Source organism: Methylocystis sp. (assembly GCF_050251305.1).
Classification (GTDB): Bacteria; Pseudomonadota; Alphaproteobacteria; order Rhizobiales; family Beijerinckiaceae; genus Methylocystis.
In genome coordinates this window covers 1-22017 of the sequence record NZ_JBFWNB010000054.1, presented here as the reverse complement: position 1 = coordinate 22017, position 22017 = coordinate 1, and the positions used below count along the sequence as shown (strand labels likewise).

Here is a 22017-nt window from a genome sequence, read left to right as displayed (position 1 = left end):
TCCTCTCAAATCCATACTCATATTCCTCCGTTCCGCTTTAGCAAAGCGAAACGCCCACGCGCCGGCGGATCAAATTCCATTAGAGTTATCAGACGCGCCCGCGCGGGAGAGCAAAGGCGCGGCGCAACAAAAAAGAGGCGGCTTCGCCCTCAAGGAAGGCGCAAGCCGCCAAGTTTTTCACGCGCGAACTCGAAACGCACGCTTCGCGCCGAACGACGCCCGGCGCGAACTCCCGCTCAGTCGAAGACTGCGCCCATCGCAACGCCGAGCAGACCAACGACGACCGCCGCCGGCAGCACGGCGTAGCCGCCCAACAGCAGGGCGCCGATCACGCCACCGATGGCCGCGGCGATCGCGCCGCCGACGATCTTGCCGGTGTTGCTTTCAGTCTTTTCTGGCGCCGAACCGCTGGCGTTCTGTATCGCCTCTTTCGACATGGCATCCTCCCGCGACATCGCGTCATCGCCGCATCGACGGGTCGGGTAGCAAAGTCATGTGAGGGGGTGATGAGCGTTTCGTGAAGGCGACGTCACCGAGTCGCCATCGTAGCTTCATCGTCTCGCATACGCCGTCGCGCGCGAGCGCCTCAACGAGAGAATTCGCGAGACTCTGCGTAAAACAGATTACGCTGCGACGCCGCGCACCACCAGAACCGAACATTGCGCATGGTTGACGATGGTCGTGGCGTTGGACCCGATCAGAAAGCGATCCATGCCGGGCCGATGCGAACACAGCACGATCAGATCGGCGCCCCATTCTTCCGCCTCGGCCAGGACCTTTTGATAGACCGGACCGAACAGCAGCGTCGTGGACACGCGCTCCGGCGGCCGATCGATCTTGCCGGCGATCTCTGCAATCTCCTTCTCCAACGCGTGACGCATCTGAAGATCGAAATTTTCAGGCACATAGTCGAGAAAGGCGACCGGCAGGAGCGATTGCACGTTAACGAGGCGCATCTCGCTGTTGAAGGCCTTCGCCAGCTCCTGAGCGACGGCGATCGCGCGGTCGGTCATCGCAGGTTCGGTGATGTCGATCGGCAGAAGAATTTTGCGATACATCGGCGCGCTCCCGGGAGATTCTCTCACCGGATATGGCGCAGTATCCGCTCGAAACAATGATGCGGTCGGGCAACGCGCGTTTTGCGACGCGCATGTGCGCGGCGAACGCAGCCGTTGGCGAACGGGTCTGCCGGATTGGTGGAGCTGGGGGGATTCGAACCCCCGACCTCTGCAGTGCGATTGCAGCGCTCTCCCATCTGAGCTACAGCCCCGCTCCGGCGCTTCGGGTACACGGGGGGCGATTTCCTGTCAATTGGCTTTGGCGCGTTCTGAACGCTCGCCAAGCGCCTAAAAACAGCTTGTTCGGTCCTTCGCCGGCGGCGTCTTTCGGCGTCTCGCGCGACCGACGCGCAGGCGCGGCCGAACGTCGCTGCTCGACGACAGGCGCCGGCCCGGCCTCTCGCGCCTCAAGCCAAAGGGGAGGGGCGTCGGCCAAGGATTGCCGCGGCGCGGCGGGGAGGCTAGACAGGGCGCAGCCCCACCCCCCGCTGGAAGCCGCGCATGTCCTACGCTATGGTCAAACTTCTTCTCACGATCATCGACATTTACTGGTGGATTCTGCTCGCCACGGTGGTCATCTCCTGGCTCATCGCCTTCGACGTCATCAATATGCGCTCGAACGCCGCCTATTCGATCTGGAGATGGCTGAACGCCATGACCGAGCCGCTGCTCGGTCCCATTCGTTCAGTGCTGCCGAGCGTCGGCGGCCTCGACATTTCTCCGCTCATCCTGCTGCTGATCATGCAGTTCGTGCGGGACCTCATCGCCAGCAGCGCGAACGCCTACGCGTTTGGATGATCGGCGGGCAGGCCGGGCGTCCAGCGCCTGGGCCGTCATGCCGGACGGCGTCGCGCTTTATGTGCGGCTGACGCCAAAGGGCGGACGCGACGCCCTCGAAGGCGTCGAGCCTCTCGCCGACGGCCGCAGCGTTCTGAAGGCGCGCGTGCGCGCGGCGCCGGAAAACGGCCGGGCGAATGACGCGCTCATCGCGCTGATCGCCTCTGAACTGCGCGCGCCCAAGAGCGCGGTCTCGATCCGCGCCGGCGCGACGGCGCGCGTGAAAACGATTTTCATCGCGGGGGCGCCCGCGCTTTATCTCGACGCGCTGGCGAAGCTGGCGCCAACAAACGGTTAGGACATGAGCAAGTCGAAGATCAACGTCGGCAATTTCTTCGAGGACTTCAAAATCGGCCAGGTGATCCGCCACGCCGCGCCGCGAACGGTCACGGTCGGCGAGGTTGCGCTCTATACGGCGCTCTACCTTCCGCGCTTCGCCGTGCAGTCGTCGACCGCCTTCGCGCAGGCGATCGGCTATGAGCGCGCGCCGATCGACGACATGCTGGTGTTCCATCTCGTGCTCGGCAAGACGGTGCCGGACGTCTCGCTGAACGCCATCGCCAATCTGGGCTATGCGGATTTCAAATTCCTGGTTCCCGTATATCCGGGCGACACGCTGTCCGCGACCTCGGAGGTCATCGGCCTTAAGGAGAATTCCAACAAGGAAACCGGCGTCGTCTATGTGCGCACCACAGGCGCCAATCAGCGCGGCGAGACCGTCCTGAGCTATGCGCGATGGGTGATGGTGAAGAAGCGCGACAGGGACGCCCCGGTGGGGCCGGAGACGACGCCCGATCTGCCGAAATCCGTCGATCCGTCACAGCTCGGCAAGGCGGCTCCCGCGATCAATGTCGCCGCCTATGACAAGGCGCTCGCCGGCTCCCCCTTCTTCTGGGGCGATTACGAAAAGGGCGAGAAGATCGACCATATCGACGGCATGACCGTCGAAGAGGCGGAACACCAGCTCGCCACTCGACTCTACCAGAACAACTCGAAAGTCCATTTCAATCAGTATTATGAAGCGCAGGGCCGGTTCGGCAAGCGCATCATCTACGGCGGCCATGTCATATCGCTCGCCCGCGCGCTGTCCTTCAACGGGCTGGAGAACGTCTTCCATATCTCGGCCGTGAACGGCGGCCGTCACGTCAACCCGCTGTTTGCGGGCGGGACCGTCTTCGCCTGGTCGGAAGTGCTGGATAAGGCGGAAATTCCGGGGCGCAGCGATATCGGCGCCCTGCGCCTGCGGCTCGTCGCGACCAAGGACAAGCCCTGCGCCGATTTTCCGCTCCAGGGCGCTGACGGCAAGCCGGATCCGGCGGTGCTGCTGGATCTCGATTATTGGGGCGTGCTGCCGCGATGAATCAGCTATGATGCGCGGTCCGATCTGCGATCAGGGGAATTGATCGAATGAACAAAACTCTGCTTATTGCGCTCTCGTTCGGCATGGCGATTGCGGTCGCCCAGCCTGTCCGCGCCGAAAACGCCGCGCCGGACGCCAAAGTCGTCGTGCCGATGGAGGCCTTGCCGCGCTACGGCTCGCTCGTGTCCGCTTGGTACAAAAAGCCCGTCTATGACCTGAACGACAAAAAGGTCGGCGTCATCACCGACATGCTGTTTTCGGGCGGCGAGATCAACGCCGTCATGGTCGACGTCGGCGGCTTCCTCGGCATCGGCGCGAAGCACGTCGCCATTCCGGCCGACGACATCACGGTTACGGAAAAGAACAACAAGACATGGCTGACCATCAACACGACGAAAGACATCGTGAAGAAGGCCACCGGCTACAAATACGACTCGAGCGAACACGCCTGGAAGAAAATGTAGAAGAAGACGCCGGTCGGACGTTTCGTTCGACCGCGCGCCGCTTCGCGCTCTCCGAAGAGGATATTTTGATGCTGAAACATGTCATCCTGGCCGCGTCGCTCGCCCTTGCGACGGTCGCGCCGTTGCCGGCGGGCGCGCAACAGGCCGAAACCGAAACCATGATCGTCGTGCCGATGGAGCGGCTCCCGGTCTATGGTTCGGTCGTTTCCGCATGGTACAAGCAGCCGGTCTACGATACGAACGAGAAGAAGCTCGGCTCGATCGCTGACATGCTGTTTTCCGCCGACGGCTCGATCAATGCGGTCATGCTGAATGTCGGCGGCTTTTTGGGCCTCGGCGTGAAGCATATTGCGATTCCGGTCTCGGCGATCACGATCACCCAGAAGAACAACAAGACCTGGCTGACGCTGAACACGACGAAGGATCTGCTCAAGAAGGCGGTCGCGTATAAGTTCGACAAGGCGACCGGCCTTTGGGATCCGATCTGATCGGCTAAGCTCTTCGGCGACGCGCCGCGGACGCGCGGCGGTCGCCCTTATCTCCCGCAAAGCTTGGAACATCGGTCTTCGGCGCTTGTTTTAGGCGGACACGAACGCTCGTTCGGTGTGACGCAAACAGACACGCAGGGAGACAGCCATGCTCAAATCCTACGTCCTTGCCGGCGCGCTTATCGCGACCTTGTCAGGCGCGGCGATGGCCGAGACGATGAATCGTTCGACGGAAGGCGGCGTGACAGGACGGTCTGAATTCCTGACCACGCTGCCGCAGAACGCGTTGCTCGTCTCGAACATTCACGATCAGAACGTCTATGACCGGCAGGAAAACAAGCTCGGCGAAGTCAAGGATCTGGTGCTTGATCGTGGCGGCAGGGTCGCCGCGGCGATCATTTCGGTGGGCGGCTTTCTCGGCATCGGCGAGAAGGATGTCGCCGTCCCGTTCGACGCCCTTCACGCGACTGAGCGCGGCAACAAGACGTGGCTCACGATGAACGCCACCAAGGACGAGCTGAAAAACGCCAAGGGCTTCCGTTTCGATAAGAACAAGGGTCTGTGGACGCTCGGCGCCAGGTAAGACGGCTCGACGCGAATCATCCTCGCGCCAAAGAGCTTCGCCAGAGAAAGGTCTCGTCGCCAAGCGACGAGGCCTTTGCGCTTTAAGGCGTTTCGTTCGAGCCCGCGCGCGAGACATTCGCGACGCGCGTCTCGTAATTCCTTGCGGACCAGCGAACGGATCGAATGCGTTCACATGCGCGCCGGCAGCTTGTCTTCTTCCGCGAGATTTGAAAAGCGCGTGACTTCGGCCTCGAAGGCGAGCTGCACGGTTCCCGTCGGTCCGTGACGCTGCTTGCCGATGATGGCTTCCGCGCGCCCATGCGCACGCTCCATCTCGGCTTGCCAGTTGATGTGTTCTTCCGTGCCTTCGCGCGGCTCTTTGTTGCGAAGATAATATTCTTCGCGAAACACGAAAATGACGACGTCGGCGTCCTGTTCGATCGAGCCCGACTCGCGCAGGTCGGAGAGTTGCGGGCGCTTGTCGTCGCGGCTTTCGACCTGGCGCGACAGCTGCGACAGCGCGATGATCGGCACATTCAATTCTTTGGCGAGCGCCTTGAGGCCGGTGGTGATTTCGGTGAGCTCCTGAACGCGATTGTCGGCGCGCGCGCGCGAACCGGCGAGCAATTGCAGATAGTCGACGACGAGCAGGTCGAGACCTTTCTGGCGCTTGAGGCGCCGCGCGCGCGCGGTGAGCTGGGCGATCGAAATGCCGCCGCTCTGGTCGATGAAGAAGGGGATGCTTTGCATTTCCCGGGCGGCGTCGGCGATGCGGCGAAAATCGTCCTCATTGATGTCGCCGCGCCGAATCTTGTAGCTCGGCACGCCGGATTGCTCGGCGATGACGCGGGTCGCCAATTGTTCGGCCGACATTTCCAGGGAGAAGAAACCGACGATGCCGCCATTGACGGTTTTATGCGTTCCGTCGGGCTCGGTTTCGAACTGATAGGCGCTCGCGACATTGAAGGCGATATTGGTCGCGAGGGCGGTCTTGCCCATGCCTGGACGTCCGGCGACGATGAGCAGATCCGATTTCTGCAGACCGCCCATCTTTTCGTCGAGGTCGAGAAGGCCCGTCGCGATGCCGGAGAGATGCCCGTCGCGCATATAGGCGCTGCTCGCCATGTCGAGCGCCGTGGTGAGCGCTTCGGCGAAACGCTGAAAGCCGCCGTCGTAGCGGCCGGTCTCCGCGATCGAATAGAGTTGCCGCTCGGCGTCCTCGATCTGCGTGCGCGGCGGCGAATCGATCGGCGAATCATACGCCGTGTTGACGATGTCCTGGCCGATGACGATGAGCTCGCGGCGAACCGCGAGGTCATGCACGACGCGGCCATAGTCTTCGGCGTTGATGATCGTCGTCGCTTCGGCGGCGAGCCGCGCCAGATAGGCCTGGACCGTCACCCCTGCCGGCAGCTCGATGTCGGCGAGAAAGGTCTTCAGCGTCACGACCGTCGCGAGTTTGCCGGCGCGAATGAGCTGCGCGGCGACTTCATAGATGCGCCGGTGCAGTTCCTCCGAGAAATGTTCGGGCTTCAGAAAGTCCGACACTCTGTCGAAGGCGTCATTGTTGACCAGGATCGCGCCGAGCAGCGCTTGCTCGGCCTCGATGTTGTGCGGCGGCGCGCGATAGGCAGGCGCGTCCGGCTGCGCAACCTGAAAGGCGCGCCGGCCCGCCAATTGTTCAATTGGTGGCATCGATGTTCGGACTTGTTTGAGACGGTTCCGGGACGCGAACGCGACGTGCGAGCCGAAGAGACGTTAACAATACATTAACGCGTCGGTCCCGCCACAGGCATTTGTCGGCGACCGCGAGTCGCGAGTCTTTTCCACACGTCGAAAAAGATTCGTTCGGCGGATGCGCGACTCCTCTTGCATCGGAGGAGAATCAGAGAGGAGCCCCGGAAAAAGAAACCGGCGACCGAAGGGCCGCCGGCGATAAGGCCTATGCGCGTTGCGGAAGCTTACAGTTCGACGTCGCCGGCCTCGGCCAGAGCGGCGCCGACTTCGAGGCCGAGATCGTCCATCGACGTCTCTTCCTTGAGAGTGACGCTTTCGCCGCGGGCCTGACGCTCCGCCTCTTCTTCCGAGCGGGCGACGTTGATGGTGATCGCGACGTCGACTTCAGGATGCAGGTGCACCGGCATCTGATGCAGACCCAGCGCCTTGATGGGGTGCACCAGGACGATCTGGTCGCGGCTGACGGAAAAGCCGCCGGCGGTCGCCGCCTCGGCGATGTCGCGCGCGGAAACCGAGCCGTAGAGCTGGCCGCTTTCGCCAGCCTGGCGAATGATTGTGAAGCTCTGGCCGTTGAGTTTTTCGGCGACGGCTTCGGCTTCCTTCTTGGCCTCGAGATTGCGCGCCTCGATCTGCGCGCGCTGGGTCTCGAAATGCTTCTTGTTGTTTTCCGTCGCCCGCAGCGCCTTGCCGCGCGCCAGCAGGAAATTGCGGGCGTAGCCGTCGCGCACGCGCACGGTGTCGCCCATCTGGCCGAGCTTGGCCACGCGTTCAAGCAGAATGACTTCCATCTTTGCTAACTCTCCAGGATTGCGGGCTATGTCGAGAAAAACCGGTCGAAAGTCAATCCGGTTTTTGCATCGCGGTCGGCCCGGGGTCCGTCTTCCGGTCCCGATAGTTGAATATGAGGTCGGCGACGCCGAGCGCCGCAAAGAACAGGATCGGCCAACCCAACAGTCCGAGCGTGAAATAGATGATCGCGAGCACCAGGGCGCTCGAGCGCGAGCCGCGCAGGAAAATATGCGCGACGGCGAGCCCCTGGAAGGCGAGCAGCAATCCCAGAGTCGTTGCGAGCACCAGCCCGATTGCGCCTGCGAGCCCTTCGAAGAAGGTCAGCACGACCCCGCTCAGGAACAGACCGCCGATCGGCCTCGGCAGCCGGAATTCCCGGGCGATGTCCGGCCAGGGCCGGCCCAGCAGCTTGGAGGCTTCCGCAATTCTTGCGGCAAGCCACAGGTTGACCACGTGGATCAGGAGGCCGTAGGCGGCGACAAAGGCCGGAACCGCGCGCGCCACGGAGCCAGAAAGCGTCGTCGGATCGATCTTGTCGCCGAGGTCCCGCTCTCTGACCATCATGTCGAGCAGGATAAAGGCGCGCGCCCGGATCGGATTCAAGGCGTCGTCGAGCGAGCCGAAGACGATGGTCGCGACGATCAGCCAGAGAATGATCGCCGCCGCCAGAAAGATCGCCGGCGCGAGCGCCGCCCAGCCTGGCAAATTGCGCGTCAGCCTGTCGCGGCCGCCGCGCGGCGCGCCGAGCGCCGCATAGACGGCGGACCAGGCCGGCGCCGCGATCAGAAGCCCATAGGCCATGCCGATGACCGGATGCGGCCAAAAGGACAGGATCACCGTGGCCAGGATCGCCGCGGTCCCGCCGTGGATGAGGCCGAAGGCGAAAGCGACGATCATGATCGGCAGGGGCGCGAGATGCGCCAACAGCAATCCGCCCACGCCGCCGCGCGCCACGACCGCGAAGATCACCGCGGCGGCGACGCCGCCCAGCACGGACACGGCGACGTTCGGCCAGGAGAGGACGCTCTTTTCGGGCAAGGCTGGGTTCCGCTGACGGGGCGTCGCCAATTTTCGGGCATGACGCGAAAGACGCCGTTCGGCGGACCGTCGACGCACTGGGGTTTTAAGAGGTCGCAGGCGAAAGGGCAAGGCGGCGGCGGCGCGGTGGAATTTCGGCAGGTTTCAGCGTTGCGTCTTTCGCGGTCGCGCGCGAACAAACCCTGCAAGGCAACGTTATCTCTTGGAGCGTCGAGGTCCCTGAGGCTTCGCTCGCTTCGAGAAGGCTAATGAATAGAGAATGTTGCGTTTATACGGCGCCATTCTCGCGCTCGGCCTAAAGTTCGCGCAATTCCGGCCCCGGCCTTCGCGACAGCGCTCTCCAGGTTCCGGCGAGGCCCAGAGCGATGGTGACGGCGAGCGTGGCCAGGGCGATGAGCGCGATCGTTGCCGGCGCGAATACGAAGTCGATCTTCATCAGGATCGTGGTCATGGCGTAGGCGGCGCCGGAGCCGGCGGCGACCGCGATGACAGTGGCGGCGAGGCCGACAATCCCGAACTCCAGCGCATAGGCGGCCGCGAGCCAGCCTCGCGTCGCGCCAAGCGTTTTCAGCACGATTGCGTCATGCATTCTTGCGCGCTGGCCGCTCGCCAGCGCGCTGGCCAGAGCCAAGACCGCCGTCACGATCGCCAGTCCGGCGGCGGCGCGCGCGGCGAGCGCCAACTGCCCGGCGATCTTGTCGATGGCGGCCAGCGCGTCCTTGACCCGCACCGAGACGACGTTCGGAAAGCGCTTCGCCGCCTCGCGCGTCAGCCGCGCGTCCTTGGCGTCGCGCGCCGCCACGGTCGGCGCGCCGTACGCCACGGTGAAGAGTTCGGTGTAGGGCGCGCCGACGAAGACATTCGGCGAAAACACCATGACGAAATTGATGGCGTAGCTGCGCCAGTCCACCTTGCGCAGATTGGCGACCTTGGCCGTGATTTCGCGGCCGAGCACATTGACCCGGATGTCGTCGCCGATGGCCAGCCCCATCCCCTCGGCGATCTTCTGCTCCAGCGAGACGAGCGGCGGCCCCGCGTAATCGGCCGGCCACCATTCGCCGTCCGCCAGCGTCGAATTCGGCGGGATCGCGCCCGAAAAGGTCACGCCGCGGTCGCCCTCGAGCACCCATTTGGCGTCGTCCGCGACGGCGATCCTGCCGACGGGGGCGTCCTTCACCGCGACGATGCGCCCGCGCATCATCGGCACATGCTCGATGCGCGCGCCGGGCGCCTCGGCGGCGAGGAAGTCCGAGAAGGCCTGGGTCTGTGCTTTCGGGATGTCTATGAAGAAGAAGCTGGGAATCTCTCCGGCGTCGGCGCGCGACAGCTCGTTGTGGATGGCGCCTTCGACCAGCGCGAGCGCGATGAGCAGGGTTTGCGTCAGGCCGATCGAGATCATCAGCGGCGGCGTCAGGCTCTTTGGCCGCCAAATATTGGCGAGCGCGAACCGCAGCCGCGCGTCGCTCAGGCGGGGAAGGGCGCGGGCCAGCCGCATCACGATCCAGGCGGCGCCGCGCAGCAATGCGAAGGCGGCGACCGAGGCGGCGACATAGGCCGCGCCCAGCTTGACGTCGAAGGACGTCGCCATGACCAGCGCGGCGAGCGCAATCGCCGCGGCCCATGCCCCGGCGCGATAGCGCGCGAGCCGGCCGCCCCGCCGATCGTCGCGCAGCAGCGCCGCCACCGGGATCTCATGCGCGCGCCCGAGCGGAACGAGCGCGAAGACGAGAACGACGAGGAAGCCGTAGAGCGCGCCGAAGAAAGCCCCGGGGGCGTCGAGCGACGCCGATACGGGCAGGTCCGCGAGATCGCGCAAGGCTTCCGCTCCGGCCCAGGGGATCGCCGCGCCGACGACGAGCCCGAGCAGGATGGCGAGCGCCGCCGCCGCCAGGACCTGCGCGAGGGCGATCCTGAAGACGCGCGAGCCCTCGGCGCCGAGCGCCTTCAGAATCGCGAATTGCGCGCGTTTGCGCTCGACGAAGCCCTGCACGGCGTTTGCGACGCCGGCGCCGCCGGCGACGAGGGCGGTGAGCGCGACCAGCGTCAGCAGCTGAGCGAACCGATCGAGATTGCGCGAGAACTGGGGCGACACGGCGTCGCGCGTGCGCGCCTCCCAGCCGGCCTGCGGAAAGGCGCTCGCGGCGTCCGCGGCGAACGCTTTGACGTCCGCGTCCGCCGTCGCGCCGTGCAGCGTGACCCGAATGAAATGGCGCACGATCGAGCCCGGCGTCACGAGTTCCGCGCCAGCGAGCGCCGCGCGCGACATCATCACCCGCGGCCCGAACCCCACGCCGCCGGCGAGCTTGTCGGGTTCGCTGCGCAGCATCGCCCGCAGCATGAAGCGGGAAACGCCGATCGTCACGGTTTCGCCAAGCCTGGCGTCGAGCCGCGCCAGCAGCAGCGGATCGACGGCGACGCCCGGCAATCCGTCCCGCTCCGCCAGCGCCTCGGCCAAGGGCATGTCGGGGTCGAGCGCGACCGCGCCGAACGCGGGATACGTTTGCGGATCGACCGCCTTGATCTCGACCAGCGCCGCTTCGCCGTCGTCACGGCGGGCCATGGCCCGCATCAACGAAATCTCGGACAGCCGCCCGCGCGCCGCGAAGAAGGCGCGCTGTTCAGGCGAGAACTCACGGGAAACGAGGCTGAAGGAGGCGTCGCCGCCCAGGATCGTCCGGCCCTCCCGCGCAAGTCCCTGCGCCAGCGAGCGCGACAGGCCGGAGACGCCGGAGATCGCGGCGACGCCGATGACGATGCAGGCGATGAACACGCCGAAACCGCGCGGATCGCCGAGCAGATCGCGCAGGGCGAAGCGCAAGGCGAAGGGCAGGGCGGCGAAGCGCAACGCGCTCATGACGCCGCCGGCGCGTTCGCGTCGATATGGCCCGAGCGCAGCAGCACCTTTCGGTCGCAGCGCGCCGCGAGCGCCGGGTCGTGCGTGACGAGCACGAGGGTTGCGCCGCGGCTCCTTTGCTGCGCAAAAATGAGGTCGATCACCGCCGCGCCGGTTTCGGAATCGAGATTGCCCGTCGGCTCGTCCGCCGCGAGGATGAGCGGGTCGGGGGCGAGCGCCCGCGCGAGCGCGACCCGCTGCTGCTCGCCGCCCGAAAGCTGCGCCGGGTAATGCGACAGGCGCTCGGCGAGGCCGACGGCCGCAAGCTCGGCCTTCGCGCGCGCAAAAGCGTCAGATTTCCCGGCTAATTCGAGTGGAATGGCGACATTCTCCAGCGCCGTCATGGTCGGGATCAGCTGGAAAGACTGAAAGACGATCCCTATGTTTTCTCCGCGGAAACGCGCCAGCGCGTCCTCGGACAGCGCGCCCAGATCGCGTCCATCGATCCTGACGCCGCCGGCGTCAGCTCGCTCCAGTCCGGCGAGGGTCATGAGCAAAGTCGACTTGCCCGAGCCGGACGGACCCAGCAGAGCCACGGTCTCGCCCTGCGCGACGCTCAGGCTGACGCCCTTGAGCACATGGACGCGGGCGGCGCCTTCGCCGAGCGTGAGCTCGACCTTCTCAACTTCGATCACCTGTCGCCGCACGGAGCAAAGCCTTGATTGATGCGCCGCATTCGACGCCCGCAGATGAAACGCCTTATTGCGCGTTCCGCCAGTCGATCCAAGCGATCGTTCTCGCGGTCCTGGCGCTGTTGACGATCGCGCTTGCGCCGGCGCGCGCGGCGCCGGTCCGGATTCTGGCGTTCGGCGACAGCCTCACGGCCGGCGCTGGCGTCGCCGCCGAGGACTCGCTGCCGGCGCAGCTCAAACGGCGCCTCAGCGACGACGGGTTCGACGTTGAAGTCGTCCAAGGCGGCGTTTCCGGCGACACCACGACGACGGGACTGGCGCGCCTCGACTATACCCTCGGCGCCGGCCCGTTCGACGTCGCCGTCGTCGAACTCGGGGCGAACGACATGCTGAACGGGCATGATCCGAAAGTGACCCGCGCCAATCTCGACCAGATTCTTACCGTGCTGCAGCAAAAAGGCGTTCGCCCGGTGCTGACGGCGATGGTGTCGAGCGCGAATCACGGGCAAGCTTACAAGCGAGATTTCGATTCGATTTATCCGGATCTTGCCGCCAAACATCAGGTGCCGCTCGTGCCCTTCATCCTGGAAGGCGTCTGGGGTTCACCCGCGCTCCTCATCGGAGACGGCGTTCATCCGAACGCGGCCGGCGTCGCCAAAATCGTCAAGAAGCTTGCGCCCTATGTCGAAAGAACGCTCGTCTCCATGGGGGCGAGAAAAACCTCGCGCGCGCAATGAGGCGACGCGATCCCGCTTGGGGAGGATGTCATGCCCAGACTGTTCACGGCCTTGGAGATTCCCCGACCCGTCGCGGAGAGCCTCGCGCGGTTGCGCGGCGGCGTTCCCGGCGCACGCTGGATCGACGTTGAGAATTATCACATCACCTTGCGCTTCATCGGCGACGTCGACGACGCCTTCGCGCGCGATGCGGCGAACGCGCTCTCCTTCATTCGCCGTCCGGAGGTCACTGTAACCTTCGACCAGCTGGCGTCTTTTGGGGGAGACAAGCCCCGCGCCATTGTCGTGCGGGCGCGGCCGGAGCCGGCGCTGATCGACATGCAGGCGGAGCAGGAGCGGCTGTTGCGCCGGCTCGGCGCGCCGCCGGAGGCGCGCAAATTCATCCCGCATGTGACGCTCGCCCGTCTGCGCGGCGTCAGCGCCGGCGCCGTCGCCGCCTATCTCGGCGCGCGCGGCTATTTCCCGCCGTTGCGCTTCACCGCGGAGCGCTTCGTGCTCTATTCGTCGCGCGACTCCGTCGGCGGCGGCCCCTTTATCGTCGAGGCCGAATATCCGCTGATCGTCGCGCCGCAGGCGCTCACAGGAACGGCGGGGATTTAGGCTTTTTCATCCTCGGCGGCGGCGACGGCCTCGGCGCGCGCGCGGCCTTTTGCGACGATGGCGACGAGCGAAGGGTCTTTGGCCAGCGCTTCCTGCATCAATCGGTCGGACGCCGCCTCAATCTCCGTCGAGAGCTTCTCGAAAAAGGCGCGCGTCTCCATGCCCGGCGCGATCAGCGGCAAGAATTCGATCACGGCCGTTCCCGGCCGCACGAGGAACGAGCGGCGCGGCCAGAAGAGCCCCGAATTGACGGCGACAGGCAGCGCCGGCGTGTCCGTCGCGGCGTAAAGATGGGCGATGCCGAACTTGTATTGCGGCGGCGCCCCGGCCGGACGGCGAGTGCCTTCAGGGAAAATGAAGAGCTGCCGCCCCTGCGCGAAGATCTTGTTGGATTTGGCGATCAGCTGCGGCAGCAGTTTGCCGCCCTTCGAACGATCGATGGCGATCTGTTCGGCCGCCAGCAAATACCAGCCGAAAAACGGCAGCCAGATCAGTTCGTGCTTCAAGATATAGCTAAAGTCGGGAAATCTGATCGGCAGAACGAAGGTTTCCCAGATCGACTGATGTTTGCAGGCGACGATCACCGCGCCTTGCGGAATGTTCTCGAGGCCGCGCCAGTCGATCTTGAGGCCGCAGATCTTGTCGAGCAGCCAGAGAGTCGTGCGCCCCCAGGTGCGTCCGAGCTCCTGGTTGATCTGACGGCGCATCATCAGGCCGGGAAGCCAGATGATCATGAGCGCGAACATGTTCAGGAAGAACAGGATCTGAAAAACCAGCGAGCGCAGGAAGAGCATTGGCGAGATCGAGGGCGAGGGGGACGTTGGGCGCTGTTCTAGGGCGCCAGGGCGCGCCGAAACAAGGTCTCACTCAGATGCGACACTATGGCGAAGCTGCGGCGGCGGCTCCGGCTCGTCGAATTCCCGCAAGAGCCGGGTGCGGAGCAGCGACCCGAGATATTTCACATATTCCTTGCCGATGAAACGCGTGACGCGCAGATCGCTGGCCCAGTCGGCGACGTTGATATGTTCGCTGACGACCGGAAAGGGATAGAGCTGGACGTTCGGAAGCGCGGCCGAGATTTCGACCAGCGCGCGGGGCATATGGTAATTCGAGGTCACGACGATGAGCGTGCGGGTGATATTGTGTTCGCGCGCCCAGTCGCGCGTTTCCCTGGCGTTGCCGGCCGTGTCGAGCGCGTCATAGCCCAGATCGACGCAGCACTCGAAAAGCTCGCGCGACATGGGCAGGATCTTCGCGAGCAGCGAGCTGCGCGTGGAGCGGTTGACGCCGGTGATCAGCATGCGATGCGCCTGCCCGCTGGCGAGAAGGGCGGCCGCGTCGAGCACCCGATCGGATCCGCCGGTCAGCGCGACGACGCCTTCCGCCTGTCCCGGTATGGCGAATTCTTCGCGCGGCAACGACAGTGCGAAGCCCGCGAAACCGAAGAGAAGCAACGCGCCCAGAAAGGCGCCGCCGGCGAGGATCCCGTAGACGACCTTGCGGACGGCGCTCAACGTGTTCTTCGCTCCCTGGCGCGCGGGGATCGTCAATCTTGGGGTCCTTCGCACATTCTGCGTGGTCTGAACGCGCGAGGCGCGGTTCCGACGCGACTATAGGCGCATTTCTTCTCCGATGTTATCGGCTTCCGCCGATTGGGGAGCATGTGCTTAACCGAGACGTTCGAGGTGGCGGAGCACGATGAACTGCGAGAGATAGCCGGTCAGCGCCGCGACGGCGCCCGCGAGCAGCGCAATAAAAATAAAGCCGCTCAGTCCAACCGAGAAATCGCCGAACATCGCCTCCATCTGATCGCCGCCGCCGGTCGCGCGCCACCGCTGCGCGACGAACTGCGCCAATGCGAAAAAGGCAATCGCGCCGCCGCCGCCGATCAGCGCGCCGCGAAAGCCCAGCGCCATGAAGCGACGCTGAAACTCCCGGGCGATGAAAGCGTCAGCGGCGCCGACGATATGCAGCACTTCGACGATTTCGCGGTTCGTCGCGACCGCCGCGCGGGTCGCTGAGGCGATGGCGACGGCCATGGCCGCCAGGATCAAAATGAAAATGAGGGCGGCGATGGCCACCGCCGCGCGGGCCATGTCGCCGAGACGCTGGATGAAGACGTGATGGTCGTCGAGCACGGCGCTCGGAACGGCGCGCTCGAGCTCGGCGCGCAAACTGTCGAGATCCGCGCGATTCTCCGCGTCGAGTTTCAGGACGATCATGCGCGGCGTAGGCAGCTCGGAAAGATCGAGCCCCGCGCCGAGCCAGGGCGTCAGCAGCGCCTCCGATTCGGACTTGGCGTAGATCCGCGCCTCCACGACGCCGGGCGACCGCCGCATCGCCTCCGCCGCGTCCTTGACGTCGGTCTCGATATTTCTCCCGGCGACCGGACGCACCTGCACGGTCGCCTCGCGCGCGATGTCGCTGCGCCATTCGACGCTCGCGTCGGCGACGAGAATGGCGACGTTGGCGGCGAGCGCGGCGAGAAACGTCATGATCGCGATGACGATGACGAGCGAACGGCCGGCGACCGAGTCGGCGGGCACCAGCGCGCTCTGCGCGGGAATCTCCTCGGCGTCTTCATCGACGTCCGACGCCAAGAGACGAGTCGAGGACCAGAATCGCATCATCCCCATCGCCCGCTCATTCGAAGATGTGAAGGCGGCCGTCGGCGAGCACCAGCCGTCGCGCCTCCTCATATTGGTCCATCAAGGTCAAGTCATGAGTGGCGATGATGACGGCGGTTCCGGATTTGTGCAGTTCGATGAACAGGCGCAGGATCCGGCGCGCGAGCGTCGGGTCGACATTGCCCGTCGGCTCGTCCGCAAGCAACAGTTTGGGTTGCGAGATCAGGGCGCGCGCGATCGCGGCGCGCTGCTTTTCGCCGCCTGACAGGATCGTCGGGAAGGCGTGCGCGCGTTCGCCGAGGCCCACCCAGCGCAACAGTTCGACCACTTCGGCGCGATAGCTCGATTCGCTGCGGCCGAGCACGCGCAAGGGCAGGGCGACGTTTTCGTAGAGCGTCAGATGATCGAGCAAACGGAAGTCCTGAAAGACGACGCCGATTTTGCGGCGCGTCTCGGCGACGTCCTCATTGCTCAGCGCCGCCGTGTTCTTGCCGAAGATGCTGATCAATCCGCGCGTCGGCTGCAGCGCCATGATGATCAGGCGCATCAAAGTGGTCTTGCCCGCGCCGGACGGGCCGGTCAGGAACTGAAACGAGCGCGGCGCGATCTGGAAATTGATGTCGCGGAGGGTTTCGGCGCCAACGCCATAGCGCAGGCCGACGTTCTCGAAAGTCAACACGAAGCCGTCTCTCCCAAGGATGGCCCCAAACGGCAGGGGTTCGACTGGCGCTCGGGACGTCAGCGCCACGGGCACAATAGCAGTTCATCCCTGCTCAACCATAATTGTCCTTAACGAACTCTTGTTTTTGGCTTTTTTCGCGGGTCGGCGCGGGGGAGCCGCGCGCCCGGCGATTCGTCGCGGACCCTTCGGATGCGCGTCCAAGCGGCTCAGCGCGCCGCCAGAGGCAGGGCGAAGCTGAAGATCGTGCCGCCGCCCGGATTGGGCTCCGCCCAGATTTTCCCGTTATGCGCTTCGATGATCGAGCGCGAGATCGAGAGTCCGACGCCGAGGCCATGCGGCTTTGTCGTCGTGAATTGTTCGAACAGCCTGTCTTTGACTTCGTCAGGCAGGCCGGGACCGGTGTCGGCGACGTCGGCGCGTATCAGATCGCCATCGATCAGCCCCGTCGACACGCGCATCTCGCGCCGCGCGCAGTTCTGCATGGCTTCAACGGCGTTTCGCTTCAGATTGACGACGACCTGCTGGATCTGAACCTTATTGATCAGCACTATGTCCGGCGACGCGTCGAGATTGATCGTCGTTTTGACATTGTGCAGTTTGGCGAGCGAATCCGTGAACGCGCACGCGGTACGGATGACGGGGTTCAGATTCTGCGGCGTCTTCGTCGTCTCGCCGCGCGCGATGAACTGCCGAAGATTGTCCATGATCTGCGAGGCGCGGAAGACTTGCGCATCGGCGTTGTCGAGCGTCTCGGCGATCTTCTGAACCGAGAGGTCTTTTTCGTTGAGATAGCGGCGCGCGAAATTGAGATAGACGCCGATCGCCGTGAGAGGCTGCTTGAGCTCATGCGCCAGTCCGGCCGCCATGTTTTCAATCAGATCAAGCCGGTTCGCCTGAAGCTTTTGAATGTCCCGTTCAAAGCGACGCTGACCAAGATCGCGAATGAGCCCGATGAACAAGCGCTCGCCGTCGCAGACGACTTCGCTGACGTCAAGCTCCATCGGCAGGACCGACCCGTCCTTGCGCAACCCGTCGATCCGTCGGCGAAGGCTTGGCGTCTTGCCGAGATGGTCGCGAAAGCTGAGGTCCGACTCGGGCGTCAGCATGCCGAAGTCCCGGCCAAGAATTTCCTCGGCGGCGTAACCAAACAGCGCCGCCGCTTCGTCGTTGATCGAGCGGACCGCTCCGCGCGAGTCGAGCGCGACAATGCCGTCAAAGGAGGCGCCCGGCGTCGCGCCGAGCGCGGCGCGTCCTTCTCCTTCCGCTGCGCGCGGCGCAGGAGAGGTCTTTGGGGAGTTCTGCGAACGCATAAAAAATTCCAGGAGCGCGCGACCCGCGCCGCTCGCGCTCCCAACCCACAGCAGCTAGGCTCCTGCGGAACCGGATCAAGCCCTCAGCCGGTTCGGCGCACTTGCATCATTGAAGAAATGGCATAAGCAGGCGCTATGTCGCCGCCGCCAGCTCCAGCGCCGTTGTTCTTTTTCAACGCTCGCCTGATCGATCCCGCATCGGGACGGGACACGCGCGGCGGTCTCGTGACGCAAGACGGAATCATCGCGGACCTCGGCGAGTCCGTTCGCGAGGGGGACGCACCCCAGGGCGCCCGCGTCATCGACTGCGCGGGAGACGTCGTTGCGCCGGGCCTCATCGACATGCAGGCCTTCGTCGGCGAGCCGGGGGCCGAGCATCGGGAGACGATCGCTAGCGCGACTCTCGCCGCGGCGGCGGGAGGGGTGACGACGATCGTTTCGACGGCGGCGACGCTCCCGCCTGTCGATGATCCCGCCGTCGTCGACTTCGTTCTGCGCCGGGCGCGCGACACCGGCCGCGTGCGCGTCGCGCCAATGGCGGCGCTCACCAGAGGCCGCGAGGGCAGGGAGATCGCCGAAATCGGTCTGCTGCAGCAGGCTGGCGCTGTGGCCTTCTCCGATGGCGCCCGCCCGGTGAAAAACGCGCTGGTGATGCGGCGGGCGCTGACCTATGCGCGCGATTTCGATGCGCTGGTCGTCCATTTCGCCGAAGACCCGGATCTGAGCGTCGGCGTCATGAACGAGGGCGAATTCGCCCATCGGCTCGGCCTGTCCGGCGCGCCGCGCGAGGCCGAGGCGATCATGCTCGATCGCGACCTGCGGCTCGTCGCCCTGACCGGCGCGCGCTACCATTCGGCGATCGTGACCACGACTCTCTCGCTGGACGCCCTGCGCAAGGCCAAAGACGGGGGCCTGGCGGTCACCTGCGGGACCTCGATCAATCACCTCACATTGAACGAGAACGACATCGGCGACTATCGCACCTTCCTCAAGCTGAGACCGCCATTGCGCCATGAGGATGAACGCAAAGCGCTCGTCGGAGCGCTCGCCGAAGGCCTGATCGACGTCATCGTCTCCGATCACGACCCTCAGGACGTTGAAACGAAGCGGCTGCCGTTCGCCGAAGCCGAATATGGGGCGGTCGGCCTCGAGACGATGCTCGCGGCCGGGCTCCGGCTCGTGCATTCCGGGGACGTCACGCTGATGCGCCTGCTCGAGGCGATGACGTCGCGTCCAGCCGAGATTCTGAGTCTTCGACAGGGAAGGCTGCAGAAGGGCGCGCCAGCGGATCTCGCGCGGTTCGATCCGGACGCGCCATTCGTCGTCGATCCCGCCACATTGCGCTCGCGCTGCAAGAACACGCCATTCGACGGCGCCTTGTTTCAGGGCGTCGTCAAGACGACCGTGGTCGCGGGCGAGATTATCTACGAAGAATAAGTCGGCAGGCGCAGACTCAAGAGGCTTCCGTCGCCGCGCCTCCCAAGGCGACAACGAATTTATGTCGCGCCTTGAGCGCCTGCATGCTGAGCCAGACGGCGGCTCCAGCGCCAATAAAATGCGCAAGCAGCAAGTTAAAGTTCGCCATTAAGATGAAGACGTCGAGCGCGCGGACGATCTTGTCCGGATCGGTGATCGCAATTCCCGGAGGCTGGGACACGGTCTTGGCGACAAGCAGGGCGATGCTCAGGCCGACGCCGATAAAGGAGACCACGGAGCCAAGAACATTGACGATCGATCCGACCCCGAGAAACCATAATTTTGCTGGCTGCTCCTCGGCGAGATAGCCGCTGGGGTCGCGTATCAACCGGCCTGAGGCGATCGTCGAGAAGAAATCCAGAACGAGCGAGATGAACAGCAGACCCAGTCCGAAAAATCCCCAGTGAATCGGATCGCTCACCCAAACGGTCGAGCTGATGGATTGGCCGACCGCGCCGAAGGCGAGAAGCGGGGCGGTGAGGAACGCCAGAACGAAGTCGAGCCAGAAGCCGATCCAGCCCATCAGGCGAATGCGGCGGCCGAGATCCTGGCCGGCCAGGATCGTATGCGGCGGGAAAACCACCGTGCTTGGCGGCGGCGGGGTGGCGACAAGCGCCGTCGAGGTCGCTGGCCGGAGCGGTTCGGCGAGCGCCACGAATCCGAGATAGGCGATCAATCCGGCCGGAAGCGCGAAAGCGGCGATCTGATTCAGCGCGCGCGCGAAACTGGCGAAGCTTGGATCGGCGAAATCCGTCGACGCCGCCCACAGCCCGATCGCGGCGAGCGAGGCGCCGCTGAAGATTGCCTCGAACGCGCCGCTGACGATGAGCAGGATGGCCGCCGCATAGATGAACTGGCGCAGCGGATAGGCGGCGAACCGCCGCCAGACGGGGCCGCCGCCGAAAGGATAGTTCGGAAAGACCGCTCGCCAGAGATATTGAGCGGCGAGGAGAAGGATCACCAGCGCCGAGAAGCCGAGCGACAAGTCGGTCAGCGGGCCGCCGAGCGTGGGCTCCCAGATCCGCAGGCCCCAGGCGGCGACGACAAGCATCGCAAAGAGCGCTGCGAACGCCCAATCGACCGGGTCTTCGAAAAAATCATACGTCACTGATGAAGCCGCATTCAACGCCCCGCCACGGAATCAGTTGGCGCAGCGGCCTGCGATTTCAACTGGCGACGCTCTAGGTCGTGTGGACAGTTATCGCATCCACAGGACGATTGCGGCGATTGTTATGACTGCCCGATAATTTTGGGCGGTCTTCTCGAAACGGGTTGCGACGCGGCGGAACTGCTTGAGTTTTGAGAAGCAACATTCGACGAGATGTCGCTGGGCGTAGAGATTCTTGTCGAGCGGATATTTGATCGCACGCGACGGGTTGTTGGGGATGACGGCGCGCGCGCCCTTGGCGGCGATGACGTGACGCAAGTGATCGGCGTCATAGGCGGCATCGGCCATGACGACCTCCGCAGGCAATCCCTCGATTAAAGCGGCGGCTTGCGGCGCATCGCCCTTCTGACCTGCGGTCAGCGTGAACCGCACAGGGCATCCCAAGCCGCGAACGGCCATATGTATCTTGGTGCTCAAGCCGCCGCGCGAGCGACCAATCGCCTGATCTTCAGGCCCCCCTTTTTCGCCCCGGCGGCATGCTGATGCGCCCGGACGATGGTGGAGTCGACGATGAGATATTCGAAGTCCGGATCATCGGACATCGCCTCGAAAATTCGCCACCAGACCCCCTTGAGGCTCCATCGACTGAAACGCCGGAACACGCTGTTCCAATCCCCAAACGCTTCCGGAAGATCACGCCAGGGAGAGCCCGTGCGCACGATCCACAATACGCCCTCTACAAACATCCGGTTGTCGCGGCCGGTCGAGCCCTTCTGGTCGGGCCGGCCTATGATCAGCGGCGCCATCCGCTCCCAAGCCGCATCGGTCAAAACCAGTCGATCCATCACACCCAAGGCCGCCTCCCCAAAGGCAGCCTTGAATCTGATTTGCGCCTAAATTGGAATCCTTAGAGTCCACACAACCTAGTCGGCCGTCGCGCAGCGTCATGCGGACGGCGCTTGAGGACGGCGGGTGTCGCCTATTTAACGCTCTCAAGAATGAGGAGTGAATTTTATGAAAGCGCTTTTCGCCACGACCATCGTTCTCGTCACGCTCTCTCTCTGTTCGAGCGCCCTCGCGCAGCTTCCGAGCTTTGCGAAAGATGAACCTTACGCCCAGGCGCGCAAGGCTCTCCTCCGCAAGGGCTGGAAGACGGTCCATGAGCCCGAAGGCGGATTTGTCTGTCAGAAAGGCGATCCCCGTTGCGAAGGGCGTCCCGAAACCGTCTCCTGCGCGGGAACCGGCCTCGCCAATTGCATCTTCCGCTGGAAACGAAAAGGCGTCGTGATCGACGTCAATACAGTGGGTGTAACAAAACCGGTGGTGACGGACGTGGTCTGCCATTCCGGATGTAGCTGATTCTGCGGAGCCGGCCGCGGCTCACATTCCCGCGGGGGCCGAAGGCTTTCCGCCCCTTGAAGAATCCCGCCAATAGCCTTAAAGCCTCGCCCGCGCCGGGCGAGGGCCCGCGACCATTCGGAATGGGGATCATGGCCAAGGAAAAGTTTTCACGCACGAAGCCGCACTGCAACATTGGGACGATTGGACACGTCGACCATGGCAAGACGTCTTTGACGGCGGCGATCACGAAGGTTCTGGCGGAGACGGGCGGCGCGA

At 64.5% G+C, this 22017-nt stretch carries 24 protein-coding genes, 1 tRNA gene and 1 pseudogene; 11 read left to right on the top strand and 15 right to left on the bottom strand.

Features of this window, described 5'->3' with window-relative positions:
• Positions 1-236 precede the first annotated feature (236 nt).
• The 3 genes from AB7F41_RS14775 to AB7F41_RS14765 all read right to left on the bottom strand — a co-directional run bounded on the left by AB7F41_RS14775 (position 237) and on the right by AB7F41_RS14765 (position 1270).
• Positions 237-437: a hypothetical protein gene (locus tag AB7F41_RS14775; RefSeq protein WP_428384047.1), complete on the bottom strand. Its 201-nt coding sequence runs from the start codon at positions 435-437 to the stop codon at positions 237-239.
• A gap of 186 nt (positions 438-623) precedes the next feature.
• Complete coding sequence (locus AB7F41_RS14770; RefSeq protein ID WP_428384045.1) at positions 624-1058, bottom strand: universal stress protein; 435 nt, start codon at positions 1056-1058, stop codon at positions 624-626.
• A gap of 136 nt (positions 1059-1194) precedes the next feature.
• Positions 1195-1270: transfer RNA gene (locus AB7F41_RS14765), tRNA-Ala, on the bottom strand.
• Positions 1271-1559: 289 nt separating this feature from the next.
• Between AB7F41_RS14765 and AB7F41_RS14760 the strand changes: the two genes are divergently transcribed.
• From AB7F41_RS14760 to AB7F41_RS14735, 6 genes are all read left to right on the top strand, one after another.
• Positions 1560-1856 carry a YggT family protein gene (locus AB7F41_RS14760; protein ID WP_428384044.1) on the top strand — a complete coding sequence of 99 codons (297 nt, stop codon included), beginning with the start codon at positions 1560-1562 and terminating at the stop codon, positions 1854-1856.
• Positions 1849-2193: a DUF167 family protein gene (locus tag AB7F41_RS14755; protein WP_428384043.1), complete on the top strand. Its 345-nt coding sequence runs from the start codon at positions 1849-1851 to the stop codon at positions 2191-2193. Before AB7F41_RS14760 ends, AB7F41_RS14755 begins: the two co-directional genes overlap by 8 nt.
• A gap of 3 nt (positions 2194-2196) precedes the next feature.
• Positions 2197-3255 carry a MaoC family dehydratase gene (locus AB7F41_RS14750; RefSeq protein WP_428384041.1) on the top strand — a complete coding sequence of 353 codons (1059 nt, stop codon included), beginning with the start codon at positions 2197-2199 and terminating at the stop codon, positions 3253-3255.
• Positions 3256-3302: 47 nt separating this feature from the next.
• Positions 3303-3719: a PRC-barrel domain-containing protein gene (locus tag AB7F41_RS14745; protein WP_428384039.1), complete on the top strand. Its 417-nt coding sequence runs from the start codon at positions 3303-3305 to the stop codon at positions 3717-3719.
• A 68-nt stretch (positions 3720-3787) separates the two neighbouring features.
• A complete protein-coding gene (locus AB7F41_RS14740; RefSeq protein ID WP_428384038.1) occupies positions 3788-4207 on the top strand; it encodes a PRC-barrel domain-containing protein in 420 nt (139 codons plus the stop codon).
• A gap of 148 nt (positions 4208-4355) precedes the next feature.
• The gene (locus AB7F41_RS14735) at positions 4356-4790 is read left to right on the top strand and encodes a PRC-barrel domain-containing protein (protein ID WP_428384036.1); all 435 of its coding nucleotides are present in this window, start codon (positions 4356-4358) and stop codon (positions 4788-4790) included.
• A 170-nt stretch (positions 4791-4960) separates the two neighbouring features.
• Here AB7F41_RS14735 and AB7F41_RS14730 read toward each other — a convergent pair whose 3' ends face one another.
• From AB7F41_RS14730 to AB7F41_RS14710, 5 genes are all read right to left on the bottom strand, one after another.
• A complete protein-coding gene (locus AB7F41_RS14730) occupies positions 4961-6466 on the bottom strand; it encodes a replicative DNA helicase (protein WP_428384034.1) in 1506 nt (501 codons plus the stop codon).
• 266 nt (positions 6467-6732) lie between these two features.
• Positions 6733-7296, bottom strand: coding sequence for a 50S ribosomal protein L9 (gene rplI, locus AB7F41_RS14725; RefSeq protein ID WP_428384032.1), 564 nt, complete (start codon positions 7294-7296; stop codon positions 6733-6735).
• Between the two features lie 52 nt (positions 7297-7348).
• Positions 7349-8335 carry a DUF2232 domain-containing protein gene (locus AB7F41_RS14720; protein WP_428384030.1) on the bottom strand — a complete coding sequence of 329 codons (987 nt, stop codon included), beginning with the start codon at positions 8333-8335 and terminating at the stop codon, positions 7349-7351.
• Between the two features lie 295 nt (positions 8336-8630).
• The gene (locus AB7F41_RS14715) at positions 8631-11189 is read right to left on the bottom strand and encodes an ABC transporter permease (protein WP_428384028.1); all 2559 of its coding nucleotides are present in this window, start codon (positions 11187-11189) and stop codon (positions 8631-8633) included.
• Positions 11186-11875: an ABC transporter ATP-binding protein gene (locus tag AB7F41_RS14710; RefSeq protein ID WP_428384026.1), complete on the bottom strand. Its 690-nt coding sequence runs from the start codon at positions 11873-11875 to the stop codon at positions 11186-11188. Before AB7F41_RS14710 ends, AB7F41_RS14715 begins: the two co-directional genes overlap by 4 nt.
• Positions 11876-11886: 11 nt before the next feature.
• Between AB7F41_RS14710 and AB7F41_RS14705 the strand changes: the two genes are divergently transcribed.
• Both AB7F41_RS14705 and thpR read left to right on the top strand, forming a co-directional pair.
• A complete protein-coding gene (locus tag AB7F41_RS14705) occupies positions 11887-12597 on the top strand; it encodes an arylesterase (RefSeq protein ID WP_428384024.1) in 711 nt (236 codons plus the stop codon).
• 30 nt (positions 12598-12627) lie between these two features.
• Positions 12628-13197 carry an RNA 2',3'-cyclic phosphodiesterase gene (gene thpR / locus AB7F41_RS14700; protein WP_428384022.1) on the top strand — a complete coding sequence of 190 codons (570 nt, stop codon included), beginning with the start codon at positions 12628-12630 and terminating at the stop codon, positions 13195-13197.
• Here the strand turns inward: thpR and AB7F41_RS14695 are convergent.
• The 5 genes from AB7F41_RS14695 to AB7F41_RS14675 all read right to left on the bottom strand — a co-directional run bounded on the left by AB7F41_RS14695 (position 13194) and on the right by AB7F41_RS14675 (position 17816).
• Positions 13194-13991 (bottom strand): lysophospholipid acyltransferase family protein, encoded by a 798-nt coding sequence (locus AB7F41_RS14695; RefSeq protein WP_428384020.1) that lies wholly within the window; start codon positions 13989-13991, stop codon positions 13194-13196. The two genes, thpR and AB7F41_RS14695, sit on opposite strands and share 4 nt — an antisense overlap.
• A 69-nt stretch (positions 13992-14060) precedes the next feature.
• Positions 14061-14747, bottom strand: a complete 687-nt coding sequence (locus AB7F41_RS14690) for a YdcF family protein (RefSeq protein ID WP_428384018.1) — start codon at positions 14745-14747, stop codon at positions 14061-14063.
• A gap of 117 nt (positions 14748-14864) precedes the next feature.
• A complete protein-coding gene (locus AB7F41_RS14685) occupies positions 14865-15824 on the bottom strand; it encodes a cell division protein FtsX (RefSeq protein WP_428384096.1) in 960 nt (319 codons plus the stop codon).
• 16 nt (positions 15825-15840) lie between these two features.
• Positions 15841-16503: a cell division ATP-binding protein FtsE gene (gene ftsE / locus AB7F41_RS14680; protein WP_428384017.1), complete on the bottom strand. Its 663-nt coding sequence runs from the start codon at positions 16501-16503 to the stop codon at positions 15841-15843.
• A 209-nt stretch (positions 16504-16712) separates the two neighbouring features.
• Positions 16713-17816: a two-component system sensor histidine kinase NtrB gene (locus AB7F41_RS14675; RefSeq protein WP_428384016.1), complete on the bottom strand. Its 1104-nt coding sequence runs from the start codon at positions 17814-17816 to the stop codon at positions 16713-16715.
• Between the two features lie 135 nt (positions 17817-17951).
• On the opposite strand from AB7F41_RS14675, the gene pyrC reads away from it, so the two are divergent.
• Positions 17952-19253, top strand: coding sequence for a dihydroorotase (pyrC, locus tag AB7F41_RS14670; protein WP_428384015.1), 1302 nt, complete (start codon positions 17952-17954; stop codon positions 19251-19253).
• A 16-nt stretch (positions 19254-19269) separates the two neighbouring features.
• On the opposite strand, the gene AB7F41_RS14665 is transcribed toward pyrC, so the two are convergent.
• Together AB7F41_RS14665 and AB7F41_RS14660 are read right to left on the bottom strand one after the other, a co-directional pair.
• The gene (locus tag AB7F41_RS14665) at positions 19270-20400 is read right to left on the bottom strand and encodes a DUF3611 family protein (protein ID WP_428384013.1); all 1131 of its coding nucleotides are present in this window, start codon (positions 20398-20400) and stop codon (positions 19270-19272) included.
• Between the two features lie 90 nt (positions 20401-20490).
• Positions 20491-21254, bottom strand: a pseudogene (locus AB7F41_RS14660) (IS5 family transposase).
• A 160-nt stretch (positions 21255-21414) separates the two neighbouring features.
• On the opposite strand from AB7F41_RS14660, the gene AB7F41_RS14655 reads away from it, so the two are divergent.
• Entirely contained in the window at positions 21415-21759 is a 345-nt protein-coding gene (locus AB7F41_RS14655) for a hypothetical protein (RefSeq protein ID WP_428406633.1), read from the top strand.
• Positions 21760-21890: 131 nt separating this feature from the next.
• Positions 21891-22017, top strand: a 127-nt coding sequence (locus AB7F41_RS14650; RefSeq protein WP_237155033.1) for a GTP-binding protein, incomplete at its 3' end; no start/stop codon positions are given.

Coding starts and splice junctions, on each gene's coding strand:
- AB7F41_RS14655 (WP_428406633.1), top strand. CDS start 21,415: ATGAAAGCGCTTTTCGCCACGACCATCGTTCTCGTCACGCTCTCTCTC.
- AB7F41_RS14740 (WP_428384038.1), top strand. CDS start 3,788: ATGCTGAAACATGTCATCCTGGCCGCGTCGCTCGCCCTTGCGACGGTC.
- rplI (WP_428384032.1), bottom strand. CDS start 7,296: ATGGAAGTCATTCTGCTTGAACGCGTGGCCAAGCTCGGCCAGATGGGC.
- thpR (WP_428384022.1), top strand. CDS start 12,628: ATGCCCAGACTGTTCACGGCCTTGGAGATTCCCCGACCCGTCGCGGAG.
- pyrC (WP_428384015.1), top strand. CDS start 17,952: ATGTCGCCGCCGCCAGCTCCAGCGCCGTTGTTCTTTTTCAACGCTCGC.
- AB7F41_RS14750 (WP_428384041.1), top strand. CDS start 2,197: ATGAGCAAGTCGAAGATCAACGTCGGCAATTTCTTCGAGGACTTCAAA.
- AB7F41_RS14760 (WP_428384044.1), top strand. CDS start 1,560: ATGTCCTACGCTATGGTCAAACTTCTTCTCACGATCATCGACATTTAC.
- AB7F41_RS14695 (WP_428384020.1), bottom strand. CDS start 13,991: ATGCTCTTCCTGCGCTCGCTGGTTTTTCAGATCCTGTTCTTCCTGAAC.
- AB7F41_RS14715 (WP_428384028.1), bottom strand. CDS start 11,189: ATGAGCGCGTTGCGCTTCGCCGCCCTGCCCTTCGCCTTGCGCTTCGCC.
- AB7F41_RS14745 (WP_428384039.1), top strand. CDS start 3,303: ATGAACAAAACTCTGCTTATTGCGCTCTCGTTCGGCATGGCGATTGCG.
- AB7F41_RS14685 (WP_428384096.1), bottom strand. CDS start 15,824: ATGCGATTCTGGTCCTCGACTCGTCTCTTGGCGTCGGACGTCGATGAA.
- AB7F41_RS14775 (WP_428384047.1), bottom strand. CDS start 437: ATGTCGAAAGAGGCGATACAGAACGCCAGCGGTTCGGCGCCAGAAAAG.
- AB7F41_RS14675 (WP_428384016.1), bottom strand. CDS start 17,816: ATGCGTTCGCAGAACTCCCCAAAGACCTCTCCTGCGCCGCGCGCAGCG.
- AB7F41_RS14735 (WP_428384036.1), top strand. CDS start 4,356: ATGCTCAAATCCTACGTCCTTGCCGGCGCGCTTATCGCGACCTTGTCA.
- AB7F41_RS14730 (WP_428384034.1), bottom strand. CDS start 6,466: ATGCCACCAATTGAACAATTGGCGGGCCGGCGCGCCTTTCAGGTTGCG.
- AB7F41_RS14770 (WP_428384045.1), bottom strand. CDS start 1,058: ATGTATCGCAAAATTCTTCTGCCGATCGACATCACCGAACCTGCGATG.